Source organism: Achromobacter piechaudii NBRC 102461, from assembly GCF_001571245.1.
Lineage (GTDB): Bacteria > Pseudomonadota > Gammaproteobacteria > Burkholderiales > Burkholderiaceae_B > Achromobacter > Achromobacter piechaudii.
In genome coordinates, this window is sequence record NZ_BCTK01000001.1 from 940325 (window position 1) to 963159 (window position 22835).

The 22835-nt window shown below is 66.9% G+C and carries 22 protein-coding genes; 9 read left to right on the forward strand and 13 right to left on the reverse strand.

What is annotated here, in order from left to right; all coding sequences use genetic code 11:
* Positions 1-57: 57 nt before the first annotated feature.
* The 10 genes from API01S_RS04240 to API01S_RS04285 all read right to left on the reverse strand — a co-directional run bounded on the left by API01S_RS04240 (position 58) and on the right by API01S_RS04285 (position 10320).
* Complete coding sequence (locus API01S_RS04240; RefSeq protein WP_006219793.1) at positions 58-492, reverse strand: flagellar hook assembly protein FlgD; 435 nt, start codon at positions 490-492, stop codon at positions 58-60.
* A gap of 139 nt (positions 493-631) precedes the next feature.
* A complete protein-coding gene (locus API01S_RS04245; protein ID WP_061303312.1) occupies positions 632-1402 on the reverse strand; it encodes an NRDE family protein in 771 nt (256 codons plus the stop codon).
* 3 nt (positions 1403-1405) lie between these two features.
* Positions 1406-3388 carry an FUSC family protein gene (locus API01S_RS04250; protein WP_061303314.1) on the reverse strand — a complete coding sequence of 661 codons (1983 nt, stop codon included), beginning with the start codon at positions 3386-3388 and terminating at the stop codon, positions 1406-1408.
* A gap of 24 nt (positions 3389-3412) precedes the next feature.
* Complete coding sequence (locus API01S_RS04255) at positions 3413-3895, reverse strand: YbaK/prolyl-tRNA synthetase associated domain-containing protein (protein WP_006219789.1); 483 nt, start codon at positions 3893-3895, stop codon at positions 3413-3415.
* A gap of 82 nt (positions 3896-3977) precedes the next feature.
* A complete protein-coding gene (locus tag API01S_RS04260; protein ID WP_061303316.1) occupies positions 3978-4706 on the reverse strand; it encodes a response regulator transcription factor in 729 nt (242 codons plus the stop codon).
* 241 nt (positions 4707-4947) lie between these two features.
* Positions 4948-6456, reverse strand: coding sequence for an efflux transporter outer membrane subunit (locus API01S_RS04265; RefSeq protein ID WP_254598497.1), 1509 nt, complete (start codon positions 6454-6456; stop codon positions 4948-4950).
* A 6-nt stretch (positions 6457-6462) separates the two neighbouring features.
* Complete coding sequence (locus API01S_RS04270; protein ID WP_006219786.1) at positions 6463-7608, reverse strand: ABC transporter permease; 1146 nt, start codon at positions 7606-7608, stop codon at positions 6463-6465.
* Positions 7605-8585 (reverse strand): ABC transporter ATP-binding protein, encoded by a 981-nt coding sequence (locus API01S_RS04275; RefSeq protein WP_050730320.1) that lies wholly within the window; start codon positions 8583-8585, stop codon positions 7605-7607. The genes API01S_RS04270 and API01S_RS04275 overlap by 4 nt, the downstream gene beginning before the upstream one ends.
* Positions 8582-9553 carry an HlyD family secretion protein gene (locus tag API01S_RS04280; protein ID WP_061303870.1) on the reverse strand — a complete coding sequence of 324 codons (972 nt, stop codon included), beginning with the start codon at positions 9551-9553 and terminating at the stop codon, positions 8582-8584. The genes API01S_RS04275 and API01S_RS04280 overlap by 4 nt, the downstream gene beginning before the upstream one ends.
* 2 nt (positions 9554-9555) lie before the next feature.
* Positions 9556-10320 carry a TetR/AcrR family transcriptional regulator gene (locus tag API01S_RS04285; RefSeq protein WP_061303321.1) on the reverse strand — a complete coding sequence of 255 codons (765 nt, stop codon included), beginning with the start codon at positions 10318-10320 and terminating at the stop codon, positions 9556-9558.
* 164 nt (positions 10321-10484) lie between these two features.
* Here API01S_RS04285 and API01S_RS04290 point away from each other — a divergent pair, with 164 nt between their 5' ends.
* The 3 genes from API01S_RS04290 to API01S_RS04300 all read left to right on the forward strand — a co-directional run bounded on the left by API01S_RS04290 (position 10485) and on the right by API01S_RS04300 (position 12987).
* Positions 10485-11522 (forward strand): NADP-dependent oxidoreductase, encoded by a 1038-nt coding sequence (locus API01S_RS04290; RefSeq protein ID WP_006219782.1) that lies wholly within the window; start codon positions 10485-10487, stop codon positions 11520-11522.
* Between the two features lie 23 nt (positions 11523-11545).
* Positions 11546-12226 (forward strand): type 1 glutamine amidotransferase domain-containing protein, encoded by a 681-nt coding sequence (locus tag API01S_RS04295; RefSeq protein ID WP_006219781.1) that lies wholly within the window; start codon positions 11546-11548, stop codon positions 12224-12226.
* A 164-nt stretch (positions 12227-12390) separates the two neighbouring features.
* Positions 12391-12987, forward strand: coding sequence for an HD-GYP domain-containing protein (locus API01S_RS04300; protein ID WP_006219780.1), 597 nt, complete (start codon positions 12391-12393; stop codon positions 12985-12987).
* Between the two features lie 46 nt (positions 12988-13033).
* On the opposite strand, the gene API01S_RS04305 is transcribed toward API01S_RS04300, so the two are convergent.
* Positions 13034-14629, reverse strand: a complete 1596-nt coding sequence (locus API01S_RS04305; protein WP_006219779.1) for a glycerol-3-phosphate dehydrogenase/oxidase — start codon at positions 14627-14629, stop codon at positions 13034-13036.
* A gap of 91 nt (positions 14630-14720) precedes the next feature.
* A complete protein-coding gene (locus API01S_RS04310; RefSeq protein WP_039884213.1) occupies positions 14721-15539 on the reverse strand; it encodes a DeoR/GlpR family DNA-binding transcription regulator in 819 nt (272 codons plus the stop codon).
* Positions 15540-15751: 212 nt separating this feature from the next.
* Between API01S_RS04310 and API01S_RS04315 the strand changes: the two genes are divergently transcribed.
* From API01S_RS04315 to API01S_RS04340, 6 genes are all read left to right on the forward strand, one after another.
* Positions 15752-16837 carry an ABC transporter ATP-binding protein gene (locus tag API01S_RS04315; RefSeq protein WP_061303323.1) on the forward strand — a complete coding sequence of 362 codons (1086 nt, stop codon included), beginning with the start codon at positions 15752-15754 and terminating at the stop codon, positions 16835-16837.
* A complete protein-coding gene (locus API01S_RS04320) occupies positions 16837-17925 on the forward strand; it encodes an ABC transporter ATP-binding protein (protein WP_061303324.1) in 1089 nt (362 codons plus the stop codon). Before API01S_RS04315 ends, API01S_RS04320 begins: the two co-directional genes overlap by 1 nt.
* Positions 17922-18812: a carbohydrate ABC transporter permease gene (locus tag API01S_RS04325; RefSeq protein ID WP_006219774.1), complete on the forward strand. Its 891-nt coding sequence runs from the start codon at positions 17922-17924 to the stop codon at positions 18810-18812. Before API01S_RS04320 ends, API01S_RS04325 begins: the two co-directional genes overlap by 4 nt.
* Positions 18805-19617, forward strand: a complete 813-nt coding sequence (locus API01S_RS04330; protein WP_006219773.1) for a carbohydrate ABC transporter permease — start codon at positions 18805-18807, stop codon at positions 19615-19617. The genes API01S_RS04325 and API01S_RS04330 overlap by 8 nt, the downstream gene beginning before the upstream one ends.
* A gap of 12 nt (positions 19618-19629) precedes the next feature.
* The gene (locus API01S_RS04335; protein WP_006219772.1) at positions 19630-19938 is read left to right on the forward strand and encodes a DUF2160 domain-containing protein; all 309 of its coding nucleotides are present in this window, start codon (positions 19630-19632) and stop codon (positions 19936-19938) included.
* Between the two features lie 121 nt (positions 19939-20059).
* On the forward strand, positions 20060-21790 hold the full coding sequence (locus API01S_RS04340) for an ABC transporter substrate-binding protein (RefSeq protein ID WP_006219771.1): 1731 nt from the start codon (positions 20060-20062) through the stop codon (positions 21788-21790).
* 56 nt (positions 21791-21846) lie between these two features.
* Here API01S_RS04340 and API01S_RS04345 read toward each other — a convergent pair whose 3' ends face one another.
* A complete protein-coding gene (locus API01S_RS04345) occupies positions 21847-22743 on the reverse strand; it encodes an NAD(P)/FAD-dependent oxidoreductase (protein ID WP_061303326.1) in 897 nt (298 codons plus the stop codon).
* Between the last annotated feature and the right edge of the window lie 92 nt (positions 22744-22835).

Below are 22835 nucleotides of genomic sequence, written 5' to 3' on the forward strand. Positions count from 1 at the left end.
GTCATTGCCGAAGAAGGCCGGCCGTCATACAAAGGCCGGGCCTTCACGGTTCTGTTGTCACTTCCATTCGAAGACGGCGCGCCCGGTGCCCGGGCCCTGCACGTTGACTTCGCGCTCTTGCGCGCGGCCTTCATAGGTGGCCGACACCTTGTAGTTTCCGGCTGGCAGCTTGACCAGCATGTACGGGCCTTCGGCCGTGGCCTTCAGCACTTCCTTGCCTTGCGCGTCGCGGATGACGACGCCGACGCTGGCGACGTAGTCCGCTTTGCCGTCACGTTGCGCGGCGAAGGTCAGCGACAGCGGATAGTCTTTGGCTGCGGCCTTCATGGCCTCCGATTCGTCGATGCCGATGCCGCCGCTCATGTATTGCACGGCGCCTTGATGCTGGACCGGGGGCAGCGCGGCCTGCGCGGTGGACAGCACACCGGCCAGCGCGATGCCGCCCAGCGCCATCATGGCGGATATCTTGCAGCGTTCAATACGTGTGTTCATCAGGTTCTCCTGGAGTGGACGAGTAAGTTCGACTGGGACGCCAGAGCGGAGTTCGCTGCGGCGCGTTCGCAAGATCAACCGATTGTTTCTGCGCGGGCCATTTCCGAAACGCCGGCCCGGCCAGCATATCCCCGCGCGCTCAGGCTTGCCAGTCAAAGGCAAGCCGGCTTTCGCCGCCCACCGTGCCGTCCGGCAGAAAGCGCCTTTCCTCCAACAGCCCCGCGCCACCCTCGCGCAGCACCAGCACGCTGGAGCTGCGGGTGCCGTAGTCGCGGCTGACGATGAACGGGCTGCTCAACAGCTTTTCTCGGTCTAGCGGCAGGCCGGTCGCGGGCATGTCGTCATCGGTGGCGGTCTGGCGGTCGGCCAGCGCCTCGAACAAGGCGGGCAGGTCGGGTTGCGGCGAGCGGCCCAGCACCTCGGTGAAGGCCGTCTTGGTGCGGGCCAGCTTGGGCCACGGCGTATCCAGCAAGTGATTCGACAGGGCGTAGATGCCGGGGGCGAGCTGGCGCGGGGCGCCGTCGCGGTTGCTCAGGTACCAGGCCCCGCGCGTGTCGCCCACGATCAGGTTGAAGCCGTTGTACGCCTGATCCGATTCATGGGTGCGCGCCAGATAGTCGGCGGGCGCGTCGTCGCCGCGCAGGTAGTCTTCGACCAGCGCGCCGCGCGAGGGGGCGGGGTCCCGGTGTTTGCCGGGTTCCCGGAAATTGGTCACCAGCGCAAAGCGGCCCCGCGTCGTCACCCCCATCCACGTGCCGCCCGCCAGGCCGTCGCGGCCCGCGGAGATGGATGGCGCGTCGGCCCATTGCGCGGCCGCCAGCGTGGGCCGGGCATGGAATTCGTCGCGATTGGCGGCGATCAGGATGGGAATGCCCGGCAAGGCGTGCAGGGCCAGTACGGCAAGACACATGGTTCAGACCTGGAGATGAGACGGTTGGGGAGGGCGCGCACCGGGCGCGGCGGCCGCGAAATCCGGGCCGGTCAGCGCCGCGCGCAGGTTCTCGATTTCGGCGGACACGTCGGCCAGCGCAGGCGTGGGGGCCGTGATGGGATCCGCGGGTGGGGCGGCTCCGTTGGCGACGGCCTCGCTCAAGGCGTTCAGGGCATGGGCTAGCCGGCCGACCTCGGCGGGGCTGGGTGGCGGCTGGTCGGCGGGCAGCGACCAGGCGGTATCGGACACCGCGTTGGCCACACGCTCCAAGGCGACCTCGACCGGCCACCAGGCCAGCGCGCGCCGGCTGACCAGGCGCGGTTCCGACAGGCCGCGTTGCAGTGCGATGCGCAGGTCCGACAGGCTGGCGTAGGCGCGGGCGCGCAGCGCGTGGCGGTTGGCGGCGTCGGCTTGGAACACCGTGTTCAAGTAGGCGGCCAGCGTGGCCATCGCCGACGACACCGCGTGGTCCAGGTTGTTGCGCTCAATCCGTATCCAAGGCAGATAGCCCACCAGCAGCACGATGCCTGCCGCTACGCCGACGTCGATCAGCCGCGCCAGCGCGATGGTCCAGCTTCCCGGTTGCAGCGCGCCGATCAACAGCACCAGGATGGGCACGAGTATCGCGGAGAACAGGCCATAGTTGCGGCGGATGGACCAGGGCAGCAAGGCGGCCAGCAGCGCCACCGTGAACAGGCTGGCGATGCCGTTGTGGTCCACCGCCAGCACGGTCGCGCTGATGGCCACGCCCACCGCGCTGCCGCCGCAGCTTTGCAGCGCGCGCGCAAACACCGAGCCGAAGTTGGGCTTGAAGATCACCACGACGATCAGCGGCACCCAATACGAACGCGGCAGCGACGCGGCGTGCGCCACGACTTCGGCCGCGATCAGGCACAAACCCAGCCGGATCAGATAGCGCATCGTGGTGGGGCCGGGGCGGTAGGTGCGCACCAGCACGCGCCAGGGCGTGCGTGGACGCACCGGCGCCAGGCCCGCCAGCGGGTCGGCGTCGGCCGCCTTGACGCCCTGCATCAGCGGCAGCGCCTGGGCCAGCGCATCCGCCAACTGCGGCATGCCGGCCTGGCGCAAGGCGGCGATATCGTCGTCCGGGGCGGGCTCGCGGTCGTTCTCGACGCGGTCGGCCAGATGGTTCATGACGCGCGCGCAGACGGGCGGCAAGGCGCGTCCGGCGCGCGCCAGCGACAGCGCGGCATTGGTCAGCGGCGTGCAGGCCTGTAGCTGCGCGGCCAGCCGGGCCAGGCGCGGCGACGGCCCGGCGGCGCGACCGCGCGCGGCCAGCAGGGTGTCGTAGGCGGTGGTCATGGCCGCTTCCATGTCGCGCCGGGCGACCATGGTGCGCGAGGTGCCGATGGCGGCGAACAAGGCCGCCAGCTTGCGGTACGCCTGCGCGACGGCGGCGCGTTCCGGCGCGATCGGGTTCACCACCCAGCCCGCGAGCGTCAGCGCCAGGCCGAACAGCCCGCCCGCGCCCACCAGCACCGACGGCATCCACGGCGGCAGGCTGGACGTCAGGCTAGATCCGACGATGACATACACCGCGAATTGCAGCGTGGCCACCGCCGCGATGTTGTTGAACGTGCCTACCAGGCTGGCGATCAGCACCAGCACGGTCATGGCGGCGGACGTGCCCAGCCCGTGTCCGGCCACCAGGTAGCCCAGCAGGTAACCGAGCGCGCCGCCGAACACCGTGCAACCGATGGACAGGGCGCGGTTGCGATAGGGGCCGCCGTTGTCGCCAGTGATGGCGGGCAGCGCGCCCAGCGCCACCAGCGCCGCCGCGCCGCTCTGGTTCAGCGCCAGGCCCACGGCGCACGGCAGGCCGATGGCCAGCGCGGCGCGCAGCGCCACCCAACCGCTGACCGGCGACGGCGTCATATGCGCCAGGCTCATCAACCAGCGCATATTGGAGCCGCGCGCGCCGTGGCGGTTCAGGGGGCGGGACATGGCGGCCTCATGGGGATGGGCGCTTCAGGCCTTGATCAGCGGCGCTTCTTCGGGCGCCGCCAGCCGGAAATAATCTTCGGTGTTCAGCAGAATGGAAGCGTCCAGCCGCCCCGCGTTGAATACGATTTCATCGTGGCGGCTGCGCAGGCTGGGATCGACCAGCAGGTGCAGGTCGGGATTGAACGAGAACGGCGGGATTGCGCCGATTTCGCAGCCGGTCAGCTCGCGCGCCAGGTCCTGCGAGGCCAGCGAGGCCTTCTTGCCGCCCGCCGCGCGCGCGATGGCGTCCAGATCGGCCTGCTTGTCGGCCGGAAACACGGCCAGGACATTCTTGCGCACGTTGGACGAAATCTTGACGCGGCACACCAGGGCCTTGGCGCCCTGGCTGACTTCGGTGCCACGAATGGCGGCCACTTCGACCGAGCGGCCGGCGGCGGGGTGGTGGATCAGGCGATGGCGGGCCTGATGCTGGGCAAGCAGGGCCGTCAGGCGTTCAAAGACTTCCATATCCAGGGCGTAACGGGTAGTGGAATGGGACGCGGGCGCCGCAATCCGGCCCCGCAGTCGCATGATACGCCCGTGCCGTCCCTCAGATTTCGCCGGTGAAAGCGTAGCCCCAGCCCCAGACGGTGCGGATCGGCAGCTCGACATTCATGTCCTGCGCCTTGCGCCGCAGGCGGCTGACCACCACATCGGTGCGGCGCACGGATTCCCGGCCTGCCTGCGCGTCGCCACCCGAGGCGTCGCCGCGCGGCAGCCGCTTGTCGGCCGAGGTCGTCAACTTGAGCAGGAATTCGCGTTCCGCCAAGGTCAGGGCCAGGCGCGTTCCCTGCGGGCTGACGAGCGTCCAGGCGGCATCAAGAAACTGCCACTTGCCGTGCGCATCGGCTGCCGGTGGCGCAACGGCGGGACGCGGTTCGGCCTCCAGCGGCAGCGGGCGGCGGCCCGTGGCCGGCACGCGCCGCACCAGCGCTTGCAGCGCGGCGGCGATTTCAGCGGTGGCCACGTCATGCTGAAAGCAGGCGTCGGCGCCGCAGTGCAGGCCCAGGATGCGATTTTCCGGGGAATCGAAGGTAGACACCGCGATGATGCCGGCGGTGGTGTCCATGGCGCGCAGACCTGCGACGGCCATGCAAAGATCGGAAAGTTCGGCTTCCATCACCAGTAGCGGCGTGCGGCGCGCCTGAAACAGACGGAACAGGCCGTTGGAGTCTTCGCAGCGACGCGGCGAGAAACCCATGTCGGCCAGGGCGTCGCTGCGGCGCGCGCGTTGGTCGGGATCGGGTGAGAAGACGATCAGGTCTAGTAGGTCGTTCATGAATCGTAGTGATCTTTGCAGCTTGAGCGCATGCATGATGCTACGAAAACCCCGGTTCCCTAACCCCGCACAAGGCTACTTTCGTACCCGAATTCTCAGACATGATCGGGTGCCGGCGCGAATGCTTGCGGCGCGCGGCGAACCGAACAATGTTTGAATCTATGCTCCGGCGCGACCCCGCGAGGGCGGGGCTGACACCGGGTTGAACGGATACACGTCACAAACGCGGGGAATGCCTGCTTCAAGGGCTGGCCGGCTCGTTCCACCAGCCTCCGCCCAAGGCGTGCAGCAGCGCCGCCGTATCGGCGTAACGCGCGGCGTCGGCCTCGGTGCGGGCGATGCGCGTTTGCAGCAGTTGGCGCTGGCTGTCCAACAGGCTTTGGTGGCTGATGCCGCCCGCCTGGTAGCGGCCCTGCGCAATGCGCTCGGCGTCGGCGGCGCGGCGCCAGGCGTCGTCATAGGCGTTGAAGGCGTCGGCATCGGTCTGCACGGCGCGCAGCGCGTCGGCTACCTGTTGCAGCCCTTCCAGCACCGTCTGCCGGTAGGCGGCGGCCGCCGCTTCATAGCCGGCTTCGGCCGAGCGCTTGCGCGCGCGCAGTTCGCCGCCGCGAAACAGCGGTTGCGTCAGGCCCAGGCCCAGGTTCCACACGTTCACGCCGTTGGACAGATCCCCCAGGCTGGTGCGCTGCGATCCGAAACTGGCTGTCAGCGTGAATTGCGGATACTGGTTTGCCGTGGCCACGCCCACATCCGCCGACGCCTTGTGCCACAGCGCCTCGGCCGCAAGAATGTCGGGCCGTTGGCGCGTCAGGGCCGAAGGCACACCGGTGGGAATGTCGGGCGGCAGCGTCAGGTCGGCCAACCGAAGGGGCGGCGCGCGCAGGGCGGCGGGTGGCACGCCCAGGTACACCGCCAACTGATGCGTGGTTTGCGACAGCTGCTTGTCCAGGGGCGGAAGCAGGGCGCGGGTCTGCGCCACCAGCAGCTCCTGGTTGCTCAGGTCGGCCTGGGCGATGCCGCCCGCCGCCACACGCTGCCGCATGATGTCCTCTTGGCGCTCTTGCGCGGCCAGCAGGTCGCGCGTGGCGGCGATGCGTTCGGACAGATCCGCCTGGCGGATGGCGGCCGTGACCACGTTGGCCGCCAGGGACATGCGCGCCGCTTGCAGTTCGTGGGCCTGGTAATCGACCTGCGCCGCCATGCCCTCCAGCACGCGCCGATTGCCGCCGAAGACGTCCAGCGTGTAGGACACGTCGATCGACGCGTTGTAGAGCGTGAAGGGCGGGGGCGGCTGGGCGACCGGCACGCCGAACGCCGACGGGTCGACCTTCTGGCGCGCGGCCGACACGTTGGCGTCGGCCGAGGGCAACAGGCGGCCACCCGTTTCGGCGTCCAGGTTCTCGCTGGCCTGGCGCAGCGTGGCGCGCGCCTGGGCCAGCGTCGGGCTGGCTTGCAGCGCCTGCCGCACCAACTGGTCCAGCGCGTCGGAGTGAAACAGCCGCCACCACTGCGCGGGGATGTCAGCGCCGCTTTGCACGCGTTGCGCGGCGTTGGCGGGCAGGCCGTCGCCATTTGCTGTGTAGGAAGCGACCTCGGGCGCGGCGGGGGCGGCGAAATCGGGTCCGACGGTGCAGCCGGCGGTGAACGCCAAGAGTCCGATGGCCGCCAATGCGTAACCGGCGCGGCGCGGGGCACGGGACTGACGACGCGTGAGGCGGCGTGGTGAGAAGGAAGGGGCGAAACGTGGCATAGCGCGTCAGTCCAGGGTTCGGCGGTAGAACTTCACGGCGGCGGTCATGACGACGGCGGTGAACAACATCAACGGCCAGACGCTGGGCCACAGGTCCCACCAGCCATTGCCTTTGAGCAGGATGCCGCGGATCAGCCGGTTGAAGTGCGTCAGCGGCAGCAGGTTGCCCAGGTATTGCGCCCACATCGGCATGCCCTGGAACGGAAACATGAATCCGGACAGCAGCATGTTGGGCAGGAAATAGAACATGGTCAGCTGCATGGCCTGCAACTGGTTCTGCGCCAGCGAGGACAGCGTGATGCCCACGGTCAGGTTGGCCGCCACGAACAACAGCGCCGCCAGGTACACGGACAGCAGGCCGCCCAGGATCGGCACGTGAAACACGTAATGCGCGGCCAGCAGGATGATGGTGGCCTGGATCAGCCCAATGGCGATGTAGGGCACGATCTTGCCCGTCATCACCTCGATCGGCCGCACCGGCATCGACAGCAGGTTTTCCATGGTGCCGCGCTCGCGTTCGCGCGTCATCGCCAGGCCCGTCATCATCACCAAGGTCATCGTCAGGATCACACCCATCAGCCCGGGCACCGTGTTGTATTGCGAGATCTGCTCTTCGTTGTAGAGACGGTGCACGAGCACGTCGAAGGGCGGCTGCCCGCCCGCCAGCCGCGCCAGGGGGCCGGTCAGGTCCTTTTGCGCGACCGCCTGCGTCAGTTGCGTGGCCGCGCCAATCGCCATGCCGGTGGCCATGGGGTCGGTGGCGTCCGCCTCGATCAAGAGCGCCGGACGTTCGCCGCGCAGCAGCCGCCGCGAAAAGTCCGGCGGGATGGTCACCACGAACAGCACGCGGCCCTGCGCCAGCGCGGCGCGGCCGGCCTCTTCGTTGTCCAGTTCTTCGGTGATGTGGAAGTAGTCGGAAGACCTCATCGCCGCGATGAAGCTGCGCGTGAACGGGCTGTGATCGGCCGTGATGATGGCCGTGGGCATCTGCTTGGGATCGGTGTTGATGGCGTAGCCAAACAGCGCCAACTGCATGATGGGCAGGCCCACGATCATGCCGAAGGTGATGCGGTCGCGGCGCAGTTGCAGGAATTCCTTGAGCACCATGCTCCACCACCGCGCCCACGAAAAGCCTTGCAGATGGCGCATCATGCGGGGCTCTTGAAGTTGTCGGTGGATCGGTTCATCAGGAAGATGAAGACGTCTTCCAGGCTGGTGGGTATGGGTTCCAGGCGCAGGTCCTGGCCGCGTATGGCCTCGCGCAGAGTGCGTTCCAGCAGCTCGGCGTCCTGACCGCTGACGTGCAGCGCCGAGCCGAACGCCACCGTCTGGTCCACGCCTGGCGCGCTGCGCAGGCGCTGGCCCAGCGGCACCAGGTTGTGGCCGTGGATGGCCCAGGTCGACAGGCGCTGTTCGGCGATCACCTGGTCGGCGGTGCCTTGCGTCAGCAGCTTGCCGTAAGAGATGTAGGCCAGCTTGTGGCAGCGTTCGGCTTCGTCCATGTAATGCGTGCTGACCAGCACCGAGATGCCGCGCGCCGCCAACTCATGCAGTTGTTCCCAGAAGTCGCGCCGCGCGGTCGGATCCACGCCAGCCGTGGGCTCGTCCAGCAGCAACAGGCGCGGTTCGTGCAGCAGGCAGGCGGCCAGCGCCATGCGCTGCTTCCAGCCGCCCGACAACGAGCCGGTCAACTGATTGGCGCGGGTGTGCAGGCCCAGGTCCTCCAGCGCGCGGTCCACGGTCTGCTTGCGTTGCGGCATGTCGTACATGCGCGCAACGAAGTCCAGGTTTTCGCGGATCGTCAGGTCGTCCCAGTACGAGAACTTCTGCGTCATGTAGCCGACGTGACGCTTGATCTCTGCGCTCTCCTTCACGATGTCGTAACCCAGGCACGTGCCGCTGCCCGAATCCGGCGTCAACAGGCCGCACATCAGCCGGATGCAGGTGGTCTTGCCGCTGCCGTTCGGCCCCAGGAAGCCGAAGATCTCGCCTTCCTGCACGCGCAGCGACACGTCGTTGACGACGTGCTTGTCACCAAAACGCTTGTTCAGGCCGCGCACGTCGATCACGGCCTTGCCGGCGTTCGGGGCGTTGCTGGCAGTCTGGGCGCTGCTGTCAGGCGTGGTCATTGCAGCGTGGCCTCGACGGGTTGGCCGGGATGCAAACGCGCGGCGGCCTCGGGCGCGGGGCGCGCTTCGACCATGTACACGAGCTTGCTGCGGTTCTCACGGCTGTAGATGACGGGCGGCGTGTATTCGGCCTGATCCGACACGTAGTCGATGTGCACGGGTATCGGATCGCCGCAACCGTCGCAGCGCAGGCTGGCCTGCTGCCCGGCTTTCAATGCGCCGACCACGGTTTCGGGCACGAAGAAGCGCACCTTGATGTTGCCGGGCGGCAGCAGGCTGACGATGGGGCTGCCGGCCGGCACCCATTCGCCCACGCGGTACATCGTGTCAAAGACCCGGCCCGCCGCTGGCGCGCCCAGGCGTTTTTGCGCGAGCGTCCATTCGGCCTGGGCCAGCGTGGCGCGCGCCGCCTCGACCTGGGCGGCTTGCGCCAGGCGCTGATCCTGGCGCCCGGGCAGGTTGGCCACTTCCAGTTGCGCGCGCAGTTCGCGCACGCGTGCGGCGTCCGACTGCGCCTGTTCGCGGCTGTCGTCCAGCTGCGCCCGGGCAATGCCGCCCACGCGGAACTGCACGGTGTCGCGTTGCAACTGCGTGGCCGAGCGGCGGCTTGCGGCTTCGGCCTGCGCCAGCTGGGCGCGGGTGACGTCGATTTCCGGCGGTCGTTTGCCGGTGCCGATGTCTTCCAGTTGTGCGATGGCGGCGGCCAGTTGCGCGCTGGCCTGGTCGCGGGCGGCGCGTTCCCGCGTGGCCTCAAGCGCGAACAGCGGCGCGTCCGCGTCCACCTGCTGCCCGCGCGTGACGTTCAGCGTGTCCAGCCGGCCGGCTTCGGACGATGCCACGTAGACGTAGTCGCCTTCCACATAGCCTTGATAGAACGGCGTGGCGTCCTGGCCGCAGCCGGCCAGGAGCAGCACCAGCGCGGGCAGCGCGGACGCGTAGCGAAGTAGGGCGGGGCGCAGGGTGGGCATGGTCATATCGCGGCGGCAGGATGGTCGGACGGCGAGAACAACCCGCCGGTCAGGACGGCGATGGCGTGGGCCGCGATCGCGTCGGTATCGATGGCTTGCGTGGGGGCATCGCCTTCCCAGACGCGGCGCCACAGGTTCGAGGTGGCCAGCGGCAGCAGCGTCAGGCCCAGGACAGAAACGAACACCAGGCGCGGCTCGACGCCCGCCGTGATCGCCCCGCGCTGGCGGGCCTGGCCGATCATGCTGGCCAATGCGGCCAGGCGCTCGGTGGGTACGTGCGGCAGCACGCGTTCGCGCAACTGACCGCCTTCGTTGACCACTTCATGCAGCCACAAGGCGGGCAGCCAGGGCCGGTCGGTCGCGCTTTGCACGATGCGCTGCACGATGGCGGCCAGATAGCCGCGCACGGCGGTCGCTGGGTCCAGCGGCGCGTCCGCTTCCGTGGAGTGCGCGGCGTCGCGGGCCAGCGGCACGGGCGACCAGACATAACCGATGACGGGCACCACGCGTTCCAGCACGACGGCGTCGATCAGTTGGTCACGGCTCTTGAAGTAGTAATGCACCATCGCCGGCGTGACGGCCGCGCGGCGGGCGATGTGCGCGATGGTCGTGGCGGCGACGCCCTGCGCCGCGAACATGCCCGTGGCGATGTCCAGCAATTGGGCGCGCATGGCGGCGGCGTCGGGGCGCGCCGGGCGGCCAGGACGGCGCGCGGGGGTCGAAGCGGAGGTCGACGCGAGGGTCGATTTGGGCAGCGGTTTGGACATGGAGCGCAGTTTAATTAAGTATTTAATTAATTAAAAGGGGGGTGAGCGGCAGGGTTACAAAACCGGTCGGCAGACTTCGATGGTGTAATGGCCCGGTTCCCCATCTTGCTGCCCGGGCATTGCCTGCAAGACCTTGGGCAGCTTCCCCTGGAGGCTGGACTTCAATGACGCAATCCTCGTCCATCAATCGCCGTATCGTGCTGGCCGCACGTCCGCACGGCGAACCCACCGACAACGATTTCCGCCTGGAAACAGGCGAGGTGCCGCAGCCCGGCCCCGGCCAGGTATTGCTGCGCACGGTGTACCTGTCGCTCGACCCCTATATGCGCGGCCGCATGAGCGACGCGCCTTCCTACGCCGAACCGGTGCAGATCGGCCAGCCCATGGTGGGGGGCACGGTCTCGCGAGTGCAGGCGTCCAACCATCCCGAATTCAAGCCCGGCGACTGGGTGCTGGCCCAATCCGGCTGGCAGGACTACGCCGTGTCGGACGGCGCGGGCCTGTTGCGCCTGGGCGCCAACCCGCAGCATCCGTCCTATTCGCTGGGCGTGCTGGGCATGCCCGGTTTCACGGGCTACATGGGCCTGCTGGACATCGGCCAGCCCAAGGCGGGCGAAACCGTGGTGGTGGCCGCCGCCAGCGGCGCGGTGGGCGCGGTGGTGGGGCAGATCGCCAAGATCCACGGCTGCAAGGTCGTTGGCATTGCGGGCGGCGCGGACAAATGCCGCTACGTGGTCGACGAGCTCGGCTTTGACGACTGCCTGGACCACAAGGCCCCCGACCTGGCCGGCCGCCTGTCGCGCGCGGTGCCGCAGGGCATCGACGTCTACTTTGAAAACGTGGGCGGCGCGGTCTTCGACGCCGTGCTGCCCTTGCTGAACCCGCGGGCGCGCGTGCCCGTCTGCGGCCTGATATCGGCCTACAACGCCACCAGCCTGCCCGACGGCCCGGATCGCCTGGCGCTGCTGATGCGCACCATCCTCACCAAGCGGCTCAAGGTGCAGGGCTTCATCATCTTCAACGAATACGCGCATCGCTACGGCGAATTCCGCGAAGCCATGGAAGGCCTGATCGCGCAGGGCCGCATCAAGTACCGGGAAGACGTGGTCGACGGGCTGGAGAACGCGCCGCGCGGCCTGATCGGCCTGCTCAAGGGCGAGAACGCGGGCAAGCGCATCGTGCGCGTCGGCCCGGACCAGTAAGCGCGCAACCCAAGGAGCGCAACATGAAAATTCTGATCGTGCTGACATCCCACGACACGCTGGGCGACACCGGCCGCAAGACCGGCTTCTGGCTGGAAGAGTTCGCGGCGCCTTATTACGCGTTCGTGGACGCGGGCGTGGCCGTCACGCTGGCCTCGCCCAAGGGCGGCCAGCCGCCCCTGGACCCCAAGAGCGACGACCCCGACGCCCAGACCGACGCCACGCGCCGATTCCGCCAGGACGCCGAGGCCCAGCGCGTGCTGGCCAACACGCAGCGGCTGGCCGACGTGCAGGCCGCCGATTACGACGCGGTGTTCTATCCCGGTGGCCATGGCCCGCTATGGGACCTGGCCGAAGACGCCAAGTCCGTCGCCCTGATCGAGACCATGCTGGCGGCGGGCAAGCCGGTGTCGGCGGTGTGCCACGCGCCCGGCGTGCTGCGCCATGCCAAGACGGCCGACGGCAAGCCGCTGGTGCAGGGCCGCCAGGTCACGGGCTTTACCAACAGCGAAGAGGCGGCGGTGCAACTGACCGACGTGGTGCCGTTCCTGGTGGAAGACGAACTGACGCGGCTGGGCGGTTTGTACAGCCGCGGCCCCGACTGGCAGCCTTATGTGATTTGCGACGGCTTGCTCGTGACCGGGCAGAATCCGGCTTCGTCCGTGGGCGTGGCCGAGGCATTGCTGGCGCGGCTCAAGCGCTGAAATCGCCTTGCAAGCGGCGCGGCCTGGGCCGCGTGCGTCGCACAGCCTGAATCTGCGCCGCTTGCGCGTCTACCGACTGTTCAGTCTGGAGGGCGCCACATTGTGTCAGAATTGCGACTTTCCGATACAAGCGCGCCGCCCGAAGCAGGCGCCGCGCCTTCCAGATGCCCCCAGACGTACCCCAAAATCCAGGTTCCTGCGAAGCCGCGCTGTTCGCGGCCATGCAGGCGCGCGACCCCGCCACCGGCCGCCATTGCGACCGCGTGGTTGCCCTTAGCGTGGCGTTGGCCCAGGCGTGCGGGTTGAGCGAAGAAGAGCAACAGGCCGCTGCGGTGGCTGCGCGTCTGCACGATGTGGGCAAGATCGGCACCCCGGATCGGGTGTTGTACGCGCCGCACCGGCTGGAAAAAGACGATTGGGAAATCATGAAGGCGCACGCAACGGTCGGCGCCGACATCATCCTGCACAGCGACATGCCGCAACGCGAGCAGGTCGCGCTGGCGGTGCGCCACCATCACGAGCATTACGACGGTTCAGGTTATCCGGCCGGGCTGGCCAGGCACGACATCCCGATGCTCTCGCGCATCATTTCGCTGGCGGATTCCTACGATGCGCTGGGCGACGCGCGGCCATACCATCCGGCCCGCTCGCATGCCGACATCATGGCGATCCTGCACCGCGAGTCCGGATCGAAATGCGATCCGGACCTGCTGCGCGTCTTCGAAGCCATGATCCGGGAAAGTCCGCTGAAGGTGCCTTGATAGGTGCCTTGAAGCGGGCGCTGCCGGCGCAGCGCCCCAAACCTTCCTACAAGCGGTAGGTGGCGGCGACGACCGCCAGTTCCTGCAACGTGCGTTGCTGCCAGGCCGCGTCGTGGCCCAGTTCTTCGGCCAGGATGCGGGCCACTTCGGGCGCGGCCAGCATGGCGGCTTCCGCATCCAGGAACAGCGCGCGATTACGGCGGGCCAGCACGTCTTCGGCGCTGCGCGCCAATTCATAACGCGCCGCGAAACGCACGTGCGCTTCGGACAGCCCGCTGGCCTTGACCAGCATGCGATCCGCGCCGGGCAGGGCTTTCAGGATGGCCAGGTCGCTGCCGTAATAGCTGTCCGGCGTGCCGGCGTGTTCCTGGGACGGCGCCAGCCCCGATGCGCCGTGCAGCGGCAGCGATTCCGTGCGGCACGAGGCCTGCGTCAGCAACTGGTGCTGGATGGCGGTGTCGACCACGTCCTGCGCCATGCGCCGGTAGGTGGTCCACTTGCCGCCCGTCACCGTCACCAGCCCGGCGTTGGACACCAGGATGGTGTGCTCGCGCGAGAGTTGCTTGGTCGAGGCCTCGCCCGTGGCCTTGACCAGCGGACGCAGGCCGGACCACACGCTGGTCACGTCATCGCGCGTGGGCTTGCGGCTGAGATAGCGCGCAGCCGTGTTCAGGATGAAGTCCACGTCCTGCGCGCCGGCCTCGGGGTCCAGCGGCAGGTCGCCGCGCGGCGTGTCGGTCGTGCCCACGATGGTATGGCCGTTCCATGGCACCACGAACAGCACGCGGCCGTCGTCGGTCTTTGGGATCAGGATGGCGCGGTTGCCAGGCAGGAATTCGCGCGGCAGGGTCAGGTGCACGCCCTGGCTGGGCGCGACCATCGTGGCCGCGTTCTTGTCTTCCATGCGGCGCACGGCGTCCACCCATACGCCGGTGGCGTTGATGACGCAGCGCGCGCGCAACGAGAAGCTGGCGCCGCCGATCACGTCCTGCGCGGTCACGCCGTCGACCTTGCCGTTGGTGGTGGACAGGCCGGTGGCGCGCACGTAGTTCACCGCCGTGCCGCCCAGGTCGAACAGCGTGCGCATCAGGCTCATCGCCAGGCGCGCGTCATCGAACTGGCCGTCGTAATACAGCACGCCGCCTTTCAGGCCGCGTCCGTTGACCTTCTCGGCCAGCGTGGGCGCGTTCGCCAGGGTGTCGCGGCGCGACAGCCAGCGGCTGGGCGCCAGGTTCAGCTTGCCGGCCAGCATGTCGTACATCTTCAGGCCGATGCCGTAGAAGGGCTGGTCGAACAGGTTGTAGGCGGGCACCACGAAGCCCAGCGGCCACACCAGGTGCGGCGCGTTGCGGTTCAAGAGGCCGCGTTCGTGCAGCGCTTCGCGCACCAGGCTGACGTTGCCTTGCGCCAGATAGCGCACGCCGCCGTGCACCAGCTTGGTCGCCTTGCTTGACGTGCCCTTGGCAAAGTCGGCGCCTTCGATCAGCAACGTGCGATAGCCGCGCGAGGCGGCGTCCACGGCGGTGCCCAGGCCCGTCGCGCCACCGCCGATGACGATGACGTCCCAGGACGGCGTGTTGTCCAGCGTGGACAACAGGCGGTTGCGATCGGGCGGGGTGACGTTGGCTAGCTGTTGGTTCATAAGTTGTTGCGGCGGGGCCGCCAGGTAAAAGCAGGGTGGTTTCGTGCGCAATGCCGGGGGCGGGTGACGAACCCGCGTCCGGCGCGCCCGTTCAATGGTTGGGTTCCGAGCCGGTCGTGGAGGCTTGCAAGGAAACTGCGTTGGGGGCCGCCGCCACTTCGCAGCGCACGCCGGAGTCCAGCAGCACCTGGGCCAGCGGCTCCTGCGGATGGGCGTCGGTGAAGAAGCGGTCGATCTGCGATATGTGCGCCAGCTCGACCATCGCCTGCCGCTTGAATTTGCTGCTGTCGGCCGCCAGCCAGACCTCGCGCGATTGCTCGATGATGGTGCGGGCCACGCGCACTTCGCGGAAGTCGTAATCGCGCAGCGTGCCGTCGGCCTCGATGCCCGAAATGCCGATCAGGCCGATATCCACCTTGAACTGCCGGATGAAATCCATGGTGGCTTCGCCCACGATGCCGCGGTCGCGCGAACGCACCACGCCGCCCGCCACGATGACTTCGCAGTCGGGGTTGTCGGACAGAATGTCCGCCACGTGCAGGTTGTTGGTGATGACGCGCAGGCCGCGATGGCGCAGCAGGGCGCGCGCGATGGCCTCGGTGGTGGTGCCGATATTCAGGATCAGCGAACAGCCGTCCGGCACGGCGCGCGCCACGGCTTCGGCGATGCGCTGCTTGCCGGCGGCGTGCAGCCCCTGGCGCTTGCGGTAGGCAATGTTCTCGATGGTGGACGCTTCGATGCGAACGCCACCATGAAAGCGCGACAGCATGCCGGCTTCGGAAAGGATATTGACGTCGCGCCGCACCGTTTGCAGCGTGACGTCAAAGCGTTTGGCGAGCTCTTCGATCGTGGCCGAGCCCTGGGCTCGCACCATTTCGACCAACGCGCTCTGTCGTGGATTCAGTGTCATGTTCGCATGATAAAACAACAAAAGCGAAAAATAATGCCGCACTGCAAGATTGTTTTTTGTTCGCTTCTTGGGTAAAACGCACAAAAAACGAAAGCTGTCTGAAAGAGTATGCTCATTCTGTTGCGCGGGTACGCGCAATGGCTGGGACGCTGTACCGAATACCGAAGTCCGTTGGAAAAAACAGGGACGTATAAGTAGGTAGAGGAGACTACATGCAGCTGACCTTGGACAGGATTGCCTTGCGGGCCGGCTCGCAAACGCACCTGAGCCCCATGAGCCTGGCGCCCGTGCCCGGCGCCATGACCGTGCTGCTGGGCGTGACCCTGGCAGGGAAAACCTCGTTGATGCGCATCATGGCCGGGCTCGACCGTCCCACTGAAGGGCGGGTGCTGGTCGATGGCGTCGATGTGACCGGCGTGCCCGTGCGACAGCGCAACGTGGCCATGGTCTACCAGCAATTCATCAATTACCCGTCCATGTCGGTCTACGACAACATCGCCTCGCCGCTCAAGCTGCGCGGCGAAAATGACATCGGCGAAAAAGTCCGCGCCATGGCCGCGCGGCTGCATATCGACCATCTGCTGGCGCGGTATCCGTCGGAACTGTCGGGCGGGCAGCAGCAGCGCGTGGCGCTGGCCCGGGCCCTGGTCAAGGACGCCCCGTTGATTCTGCTGGACGAACCGCTGGTCAACCTGGACTACAAGCTGCGCGAAGAATTGCGCGACGAGCTTTCGGAATTGTTCGCCGAAGGGCGTTCCACGGTTGTCTACGCCACCACCGAGCCGGGCGAAGCGCTGCTGCTGGGCGGCCACACCGCCGTGCTGGATGCGGGCGAACTGCTGCAATACGGCCCCACCGCCGAGGTATTTCACCGCCCCAACTCGATCCGCGTGGCGCGCGCGTTCAGCGATCCGCCCATGAATCTGTTCCCGGCCCGGCGCACCGACGCCGGCTTCGAGTTGCAAGGCCAGTTGGTGGTAGACCGCGATCTGCCCGACAACGCGGGCGCCGATATCACGGCGGGTCTGCGCGCCGGCGCGCTGGACGTAGAACCGCGCCCCGGGCATATCGCCATGCCCGGCGTGGTGAAGCTGGCCGAGATTTCCGGCTCCGACACCTTCGTGCATGCCAGCACGGCGGCGGGCGACGTGGTGGCGCAACTGCCGGGCGTGCATCGTTACACGCTGGACGAACGCGTGCAGCTGTATTTCGACCCCGCCCAGACCTACGCCTTCGACGCCAGCGGCGCACTGTTGGCCGCGCCGCGCCAAGTTATGCGCGTGGGGGAGGCGGCCTGATGGCGCAGATCGAGCTGGATCTTTCCCATTCCTACGTGGCCGACCCCAAGGTCGACGAGGACTACGCGCTGCTGCCGCTGAAATTCACGTTCCGCGATGGCGGCGCCTATGCCATGCTGGGGCCGTCCGGCTGCGGCAAGACGACGCTGCTCAATTGCGTGTCGGGCTTGCTGCGGCCGTCGCATGGCCGCATTCTGTTCGATGGCCAGGACGTCACGGCCAAGACGCCGCAGGCGCGCAACATCGCGCAGGTGTTCCAGTTTCCGGTCGTCTACGACACGATGACCGTGGCCGACAACCTGGCCTTTCCGCTGCGTAACCGGGGTGTGCCGCCCGATCGCATCCGCGAGCGCGTCGGCCGCATCGCCGAAATGCTGGAAATGTCCCATGTGCTGGACCGCCGCGCCAGCGGGCTCACCGCCGACGCCAAGCAGAAGATATCGCTGGGCCGGGGCCTGGTGCGCAGCGACGTGTCGGCGATTCTGTTCGACGAGCCGCTGACCGTGATCGACCCGCAGCTCAAGTGGGAACTGCGGCGCAAGCTCAAGGAAATCCATCACGAATTCAAGCTGACGCTGATCTACGTGACGCACGACCAGACCGAAGCGCTGACTTTCGCTGATCAGGTCATGGTGATGGCGCGCGGGCGTGCCGTGCAGGTGGGCAGCGCGGACGATCTGTTCCAGCGTCCGGCGCACACCTTCGTCGGCCATTTCATCGGCTCGCCCGGCATGAACTTCCTGCCGGCGCACTGGCGCGACGAGGCCTTGTGGGTGGGCAATACCCGCGTGCAAGGCGCCCCGCCCGAGCTGGGCGCGAGGCTGGCCGGCGCGGGCGCCATTCAGCTGGGCGTGCGTCCCGAGTACCTGCGGGTGGTGAGCCCGGACACGCCGGGCGCCGTGGCGATGCGCGTGGATCGGGTGCAGGACGTGGGCACCTATACCTTGCTGGTCGCCGATTTCGAAGGCACGCCGGTGCGCGCCCGGCTGGGTGGCGATGTCGTGCCGGCCGCGGTGGGCGGCATGGTCTGGCTGTCGGTGCTCAATCCGCACACCTGCTTTTACCGCGACGAGGTGCTGATTCCATGAAGCCTATCGATCACCGGGCGTGGTTCCTGGTCTTGCCCGTGGTGTTGTGCGTGGCGTTCTCGGCCATCCTGCCCTTGATGACCATCGTCAACTATTCGGTGCAGGACATCATTTCGCCCGAGCGCCGCGTATTCGTCGGCACCGAGTGGTTCGCGTCGGTGTTGCAGGACGAAGAGCTGCACGGGGCCTTGTTCCGCCAGATCGGCTTTTCGCTGGCGGTGCTGGCCATCGAAATTCCGCTGGGCATCCTGCTGGCGCTGTCGATGCCGGCAAGCGGCTGGCGCGCGTCGGCCGTGCTGGTCATCATCGCGCTGTCGTTGCTGATCCCGTGGAACGTGGTCGGCACCATCTGGCAGGTGTTCGGCCGCACCGACATCGGGCTGCTGGGCGCGACGCTGACCTGGTTGGGGGTGGACTACAACTACACCGGCAACGACCTGGACGCCTGGGTGACGGTACTGGTGATGGACGTCTGGCACTGGACGCCGCTGGTGGCGTTGCTGTGCTACGCGGGTCTGCGCGCGATCCCTGACGCCTACTACCAGGCCGCGCGCATCGATGGGGCGTCGCGGCTGGCGGTGTTTCGCTACATCCAGCTGCCCAAGATGCGCGGCGTGCTGATGATTGCGGTGCTTCTGCGCTTCATGGACAGCTTCATGATCTACACCGAACCCTTCGTGCTGACGGGCGGCGGACCGGGCAACGCCACCACCTTCCTGTCGCAATACCTGACACAAAAGGCCGTGGGCCAGTTCGACCTGGGCCCCGCCGCCGCGTTCTCGATCATCTATTTCCTGATCATCCTGCTGCTGTGCTTCATCCTCTACAACTGGATGCAGCGCGCGGGTACGGCCGGTGGCCTGGACGAGGAGCATCCCCATGCGTGACCAATCGACCTGGTGGCGTTCGGCCTTCCTGATCCTTTACCTGGTGTTCGCCATCCTGCCGCTGTACTGGATGCTGAACATGTCGTTCAAGACGAACACCGAGATCGTCAGCACCCTGACGCTGTGGCCGCGCGACTTCACCTTCGAGCATTACCGCACCATCTTCACCGACCCGGCCTGGTATTCCGGCTATATCAATTCGTTGATCTACGTGGTCATCAACACCGTGATTTCGTTGGCGGTGGCGCTGCCGGCCGCCTATGCGTTTTCGCGCTATCGCTTCATCGGCGACAAGCACGTGTTCTTCTGGCTGCTGACCAACCGCATGACGCCGCCCGCCGTGTTCCTGCTGCCGTTCTTCCAGCTGTACAGCTCGTTCGGCCTGATGGACACGCACCTGGCCGTGGCGCTGGCGCACCTGGTGTTCAACGTGCCGCTGGCCGTGTGGATCCTGGAAGGATTCATGTCCGGCGTGCCGCGTGAAATAGACGAGACCGCCTATGTGGACGGCTATTCCTTCCCGCGCTTTTTCCTGACGATCTTCCTGCCGCTGATCAAGTCGGGCGTGGGCGTGGCCGCGTTCTTCTGCTTCATGTTCAGCTGGGTGGAATTGCTGCTGGCGCGCACGCTGACCTCTGTCAACGCCAAGCCCATTGTGGCCACCATGACGCGCACCGTGTCGGCATCGGGCATGGACTGGGGCGTGCTGGCGGCGGCGGGCGTGTTGACCATCGTGCCGGGCGGCATCGTCATCTGGTTCGTGCGCCATTACATCGCGAAGGGCTTCGCGATGGGCCGCGTGTAAAGGGAGGGCGCCATGTTCAGCTGGATGGTTTGGACCACGCCCGTCGCGGTGTTCTTTTCGTGCATCGTGCTGATGCTGATCGGCATGACGATCTGGGAATTGAAGTCGCCCACTGTCGAACGCAAGGGCTTTCTGCCGCTGCGCACGACGCGCGGCGACCGGCTGTTCATCGGCCTGATGGCCGCAGCCTGGCTCAATCTGGCGTTCCTGGGCCTGGGGCAGAAGGCAGTGCAATGGTTTTCGCTGGATGAGCCGCCATCGGTGTGGATCAGCTTTGTGGCGTCCATGCTGTTGCTGGCCTTCATCATGAGAAAAGGCTGAAGGGGCGCATCGACCCCAGGCGGTTCGGGATGGAAGGTTTTGAAGGACTACGGGCCCGCATCTTCCCCGGCCAGAGGTCCGCAGCAGAACAGAAGGGGAAGGGTATTCGAGGAGACAGGTCATGAAATTGCGCATGCACGCCATGGCGGCCGCTATCGCCCTGATCGGAACGTCAGGGGCTTGGGCCGGCGAGCCGGAAGCGAAGAAGTGGGTGGATTCCGAGTTCCAGCCTTCCACGCTGTCCAAAGACCAGCAGATGGCGGAGATGAAGTGGTTCATGGACGCGGCGGCCAAGCTCAAGGCCCGTGGCGTCAACGAAATCAGCGTCGTGTCCGAAACCATCACCACGCATGAGTACGAGTCCAAGACGCTGGCCAAGGCCTTCAGTGAAATCACCGGCATCAAGGTCAATCACGACCTGATCCAGGAAGGCGACGTCGTCGAAAAATTGCAGACGTCCATGCAGTCGGGCAAGTCGATCTACGACGGCTGGATTTCCGATTCGGACCTGATCGGCACGCACTACCGCTACGGCGCCATCCTGCCGCTGTCCGACTACATGGCGGGCGCGGGCAAGGAATGGACCAACCCCGAGCTGGACATCAAGGATTTCATCGGCACCAAGTTCACCACCGCGCCCGATGGCAAGCTGTACCAGTTGCCCGACCAGCAGTTCGCCAACGTCTATTGGTTCCGCGCCGACTGGTTCGCGCGGCAGGACCTGAAAGACAAGTTCAAAGCCAAGTATGGCTACGATCTGGGCGTGCCGACCAACTGGTCCGCTTATGAAGACATTGCCGATTTCTTCTCGAACGACGTCAAGGAGATCGATGGCAAGAAAGTCTATGGCCACATGGACTACGGCAAGAAGGATCCGTCGCTGGGTTGGCGTTTTACCGATGCGTGGCTGTCGATGGCCGGCGCTGCCGACAAGGGCCTGCCCAACGGCATGCCGGTGGACGAATGGGGCATCCGCGTGGCGGACGACAAATGCACGCCGGTCGGGGCATCGGTCTCGCGCGGGGGCGCCACCAACAGCCCGGCCGCCGTCTATGCACTGACCAAGTACATCGACTGGATGAAGAAGTACGCGCCGCAGCAGGCGATGGGCATGACGTTCTCGGAATCCGGCCCCGTGCCCGCGCAGGGGCAGATCGCCCAGCAGATCTTCTGGTACACGGCGTTCACGGCCGACATGACCAAGAAGGGGCTGCCGGTGGTCAACGATGACGGCACGCCGAAATGGCGCATGGCGCCGTCGCCCTATGGCCCGTACTGGAAGGACGGCATGCAGAACGGCTATCAGGACGTGGGCTCGTGGACGTTCTTCAAGTCCACCAACCCCGACAAGATGGCCGCCGCCTGGCTGTACGCACAGTTCGTCACGTCCAAGTCCGTGTCGTTGAAAAAATCGATCACCGGCCTGACCTTCATCCGCGACAGCGACATCCATAGCGACTTCTTCACCAAGAACGCGGCCAACTATGGCGGCCTGATCGAGTTCTACCGCAGCCCGGCGCGCGTGGCGTGGACGCCCACCGGCAACAACGTGCCCGACTATCCGAAGCTGGCGCAACTGTGGTGGAAGAACGTGGCCACGGCCGTCACCGGCGAAAAGACCCCGCAGGCCGCGATGGACAACCTGGCCAATGAAATGGATCAGGTGATGGCGCGCCTGGAACGGGCCGGCATGGCGCAGTGCGCGCCCAAGCTCAATCCCAAGAGCGACCCGTCCAAGTGGTTGTCGGACCAGCACGCGCCGTGGAAGAAGCTGGCCAACGAGAAGCCCAAGGGCGAGACCATTCCGTATGAGAACCTGCTGGCCGCCTGGAAGGAGGGCAAGGTCCGCTGATCGTTCGCGCATGACAGCCGTGGCGGCGCCTGCAATGCGCGCCGCCACGGCTTTTTTCATTCCATCACCAGCGAGCGATGCGTGCACACGCCCGCCATGACGCCCGATGCGCTGGCCAGCGTGGCGTTGCTCATGGGGATGGCGGCGTCGCCCGCGGCGAAGACGCCGGGCACGGTGGTCTGGCGCAGATCGTCCACCCGTATGACCGGCCCCAGCGGCCCGTCGTCGAACGCGCATCCCAATTGCATGGCCAGCGGGCTGGCCATGTGCGTGCGGCTGGCCACGAACAGCGCGTGTATAGCCATGCGCCGGCCGTCGGCCAGTTTCACCGCGTCCAGGCCGGGCGATGCGCCCATCAGCTCGACGATGGGGCTGCGTTCAACACGCACGCCACGCCGCGCCAGCAAGGCGGCCTGGTCGGCATCCGGTTCGAATTCGCCTTGCGTGAAATAGGTGGTGGGGCCCCAATCGGGCAGCAGCATCGCCTGGTGCACCGACAGCGGATGCGCGGCCATGACGCCCAGCGGGCTGCCGGCCACTTCATAACCATGGCAGTACGGGCAATGCAGCACGGTCTGCCCCCATCGTTCGCGCAAGCCCGGCAGCGCGGGCAGTTCGTCGCGCAGGCCCGTCGCTAGGATCAGCCGCTTGGCGCGGGCGCTCGGGCCGTCGGCCATCGTGACCTCGAAGCGGCCATGCTCGCCGCTGGCGTTCACGGCATCGCCATCCAGGAAGGTCACGGTGGGATAGTGCGCGAGCTGTTCGCGCGCGGTGCGCAGGATGTCGTGCGGTGTCTTGCCATCCTGGCCCAGGAAACCGTGCGAGTGCGCGGCGTAGCGGTTGCGCGGCTGGCCGCCGTCGATCAGCAGGATGGACCGTCTGGCGCGCGCCAGCTGCATGGCGGCGGACAGGCCGGCAAAGCTGCCGCCCACGATGATGACGTCGATATTCATCGGCTGTTTCCTATTCCGAAAGGCTATCAAGATACTTAAGAAGTTGCATGATAAGGGCAAGCCTTGTTTTCATGCAATATCAAATGTTCCTT